This is a genomic window from Campylobacter concisus, from assembly GCF_003048985.1.
In the GTDB taxonomy this organism is placed as follows: Bacteria; Campylobacterota; Campylobacteria; order Campylobacterales; family Campylobacteraceae; genus Campylobacter_A; species Campylobacter_A concisus_AY.
Window position 1 is genome coordinate 1 of record NZ_PIRS01000023.1, and the last position, 3,169, is coordinate 3,169.

Here is a 3,169-nt window from a genome sequence, read left to right on the forward strand (position 1 = left end):
TACTTTTTACACATAGAGGCATAAGTGGCCCAGCGATACTAAACGCTTCACTTTTTTGGCAAAAGGGGCGAATTTGCATAAATTTTTTGCCTAAATTTAGTGAGAAAAACTTAGTAAATGGTAAAAAGCAGCTTAGCTCGGTTTTGCCTTTGCCAAAGAGATTTGTGCTGGAGTTTTTAAGAAATTTTGGTTTAAAAGATAGAGCGTTTTATGAATTTAGTGATGATGAAAAGAGCACCATAAAAAGACTTTTTGCTTACGAATTTGCTCCAGCTGGGACATTTGGCTTTGAAAGGGCTGAAGTTACAAAAGGTGGCGTAAAGACTAATTTTTTAGATGAAAATTTAGAGTGTAAAAGCGTAAAAGGGCTTTATTTTATAGGAGAAGTTTTAGATATCACCGGTATGCTTGGTGGATACAACTTGCATTTTGCATTTGCAAGTGCTCTAAGAGTAGCAATATCCATAAACTAGACCCTTCTCAGCCTTAGCTCTCAAAAATAATTAAGTACTTTCTTGGCAAAATCTCACTCAAACCCATTAAATATAGCCAAATTTTAAGCTCCCAAGCATTTTTATATCACTAAATTTATCTCTAAATTTTATAAAATTTGCTTCTAACTCAGTCTTTCGCTTAAGTGCAATATCTATAAATTCTTGCTCTTTTTCAATACCAACAAAATCTCTATTTAGTAAATTTGCGGCTATACCAGTTGTTGCTGAGCCTGCAAATGGATCGCAAATGACGCTATTTTCGTTACTTGCCATCAAGATAAGTCTTATCAAAAGTGAAAGTGGTTTTTGCGTAGGGTGCTTACCACATGCTTTCTCCCAAGGAGCTATCGCAGCAAAACTCCATACATCTTTCATCTGCTTATCCCCATTTATCCGCTTCATAAGCTCATAGTTAAAGATGTGTTTATGTTTCTCATCTTTTCTAGCCCAAATGATCTGCTCAGTGCTATGTGTTAGATACCTGCAGCTAAAATTTGGCGGAGGATTAGTCTTTTGCCATGTGATGATATTTAAAATTTTATAATCAAGCTTTTGAAGTGCCCTACCGATAGAAAAGATGTTGTGATATGTCCCGCTTATCATTATACTGCCATTGTCACTAAGTGATCGCTTAGCAAGCTTGAGCCATTTTAGGTTAAATTCATCGATCTCATCGATATTTGTACCCTCATCCCACTTGCCTTTATTTACACTAACTATCTGCCCGCTTTGAATGCTAAGCCCGCCATTTGAAAGAAAATATGGTGGATCCGCGAAGATAAGGTCAAACTCGCCTTTAAATTTAGCTAGTTCGTTAAAGCAGTCGCCATTTATGAGCCTAAAATCGTTACGCATTTTTAAGCTCATTCATAAAAAAGTGTAAATTTGCAAGGTTATAAATTCTCACACTCTTATAAGCTTCTTGCAACTTATTTCTAGCATCGTGCCAACCCCAGCCATCAGTGATCCAGATAAATTTATACTTTGGCAAACACGATATCTTTTTGGCTATTTCGATATATGCTCTTGCTACTTCGTTTAATTTTGAGCCACCGCCACTATAAAAATTTGCTTCGATTAGATAAGTGATATTTTGTCTCCAAACCACAAAGTCAAATCTCTTCACATCACTACCTAAATTTAAACGGAAATTTGAGCTTGATACTTCAGCTTGAAAGCAGATATTTCCACACTTTTTAGAGAATATCGAAGCTGTTTTGAGGTGCTAAATTTATTAATCGCCGTTAGGGAAAGTAGTAGAAAAGTTGTGAGTTTGAGCGGTAATCTACTTGAGCTAAAGAGTTATTTTGTTGAGCCAGAGAAAATTTACAGCTTTCTTTTAGAGACTGGGCTTGATGAAATTTTCAAGGATAGAAAAATTAAAAATTTATGTGATTATGTGTTTGGCGTAGAAGTTGGACTTGACACAAACGCTAGAAAAAACCGTAGTGGAACAAATTTTGCGAACTTAATCTCAGAAAGATTTCGCTCTGAAAATATCTGTTTTCAAATCTTTTGAGCCAAGCAAGGAATTTAAAGCATTAAGTTTGATAGCGACCTCTGCAAGGTTCTTAGAACATTTTTTAAAATCACAAAAGTAGCCAAGTGTGGCATTTGTCTCTTTTAAACTTGCCATAAAATCATCAAAAGGAGTTATATTATTCATTTTTTACCTTGTTCTTTTGGCTTATTTGTGGAAATGGTATTAAATTTCACCTCTGTAAAATCATCAGCTCCAAGCACGATATCACAATTTTCATAAGCCTTTTTGGCGATCTTACACGCCTCATGCTGATTTTTTGCTTTAAGTTTTATCTTTTTGCTTAAAATTTCAGTTATCTCAACTTCAAATTCGCCCATTAAATCCCCATTTTTATAAATGCTTGCTCGCTCTCTCTTTCAAGCTGCATTGATATATCTTCATAACTAGCAAATTTCACCTTTTGAGCTATCTGTTCGTAGATACTAGCTCTTAAAACACTCTCATACTCTCTTTGTCTCATTTTGTCTACGACTATAAACATCCTAGCATTAAAGTCTTGAAGCTCGTAAAATTTATTTAGTGAGTTTTTAAAGTCCGTGCTATGCTCGACTTCGTAAAATGAGTTTGGCAAATTTCTTTCGTTAAACCATATTGCATCTATTGTTTTTGCTTTTCTAATGATGTCTTCGTAGCTAAATTTATATATTTCACTCAAGCTCGCAAGCTCACAAAGTTTCTTATCTGATTTATAAATTTTATTCTTATCTTGAGCTGGGATAAACGTTTGAAAATGCCTTAAATTTCCTATCTCAACAATAACACCTTGAAAATAAGAATGTGTAAATTTCTCATTTTGCTCGATCTTACTATCGCCTGTTTTGGCTAAATTTTTATCTCTAAAATCACAAAGTCCCCAAAGTCCAGCTCTAATCTTATAAAATTCTTTATTAGTCTGCACTATCCGTCTTATACTAGCAAATGGAGTTTTGCTGCCCCAAGTGCTAACATCAAGTTTTATGGTAAAGATCAAAAAGCGTTGCCATGCCACCAAGGCTAGCTAACGCTTCTATTACGCACTCTTTTTGGTTCATTTCTCGCTTAGATACTCTTGCAAGCTTTTTACTTCAAGTGCTTTGCCAGTTTGAACTGTGCTTAGAGACTTGGCAGCTGCAAGTGCTGCACGGATAGTTGT

At 35.2% G+C, this 3,169-nt stretch carries 6 protein-coding genes and 1 pseudogene; 2 read left to right on the top strand and 5 right to left on the bottom strand.

What is annotated here, in order from left to right:
- Window positions 1-473: NAD(P)/FAD-dependent oxidoreductase (locus CVS91_RS10100; RefSeq protein ID WP_199906257.1), on the top strand; the 473-nt coding region annotated here is incomplete at its 5' end.
- 66 nt (window positions 474-539) lie between these two features.
- Here CVS91_RS10100 and CVS91_RS10105 read toward each other — a convergent pair.
- Both CVS91_RS10105 and CVS91_RS10110 read right to left on the bottom strand, forming a co-directional pair.
- Entirely contained in the window at window positions 540-1,349 is an 810-nt protein-coding gene (locus CVS91_RS10105; protein ID WP_234409696.1) for a DNA-methyltransferase, read from the bottom strand.
- Window positions 1,342-1,629, bottom strand: a pseudogene (locus CVS91_RS10110) (DpnII family type II restriction endonuclease); the annotation flags it as partial. The pseudogene CVS91_RS10110 and the gene CVS91_RS10105, both read right to left, overlap by 8 nt.
- Window positions 1,630-1,716: 87 nt before the next feature.
- Between CVS91_RS10110 and CVS91_RS10750 the strand changes: the two are divergent.
- Window positions 1,717-2,013 carry a DpnII family type II restriction endonuclease gene (locus CVS91_RS10750; protein ID WP_021088558.1) on the top strand — a complete coding sequence of 99 codons (297 nt, stop codon included), beginning with the start codon at window positions 1,717-1,719 and terminating at the stop codon, window positions 2,011-2,013.
- On the opposite strand, the gene CVS91_RS10120 is transcribed toward CVS91_RS10750, so the two are convergent.
- From CVS91_RS10120 to CVS91_RS10130, 3 genes are read right to left on the bottom strand one after another with little or no spacing between them, the layout of a single operon-like run.
- On the bottom strand, window positions 1,969-2,160 hold the full coding sequence (locus CVS91_RS10120; protein WP_021088562.1) for a DpnII family type II restriction endonuclease: 192 nt from the start codon (window positions 2,158-2,160) through the stop codon (window positions 1,969-1,971). The two genes, CVS91_RS10750 and CVS91_RS10120, sit on opposite strands and share 45 nt — an antisense overlap.
- Entirely contained in the window at window positions 2,157-2,354 is a 198-nt protein-coding gene (locus CVS91_RS10125; RefSeq protein ID WP_107831869.1) for a DpnD/PcfM family protein, read from the bottom strand. Before CVS91_RS10125 ends, CVS91_RS10120 begins: the two co-directional genes overlap by 4 nt.
- Window positions 2,354-3,007, bottom strand: a complete 654-nt coding sequence (locus CVS91_RS10130; RefSeq protein WP_234409698.1) for a hypothetical protein — start codon at window positions 3,005-3,007, stop codon at window positions 2,354-2,356. The genes CVS91_RS10125 and CVS91_RS10130 overlap by 1 nt, the downstream gene beginning before the upstream one ends.
- Between the last annotated feature and the right edge of the window lie 162 nt (window positions 3,008-3,169).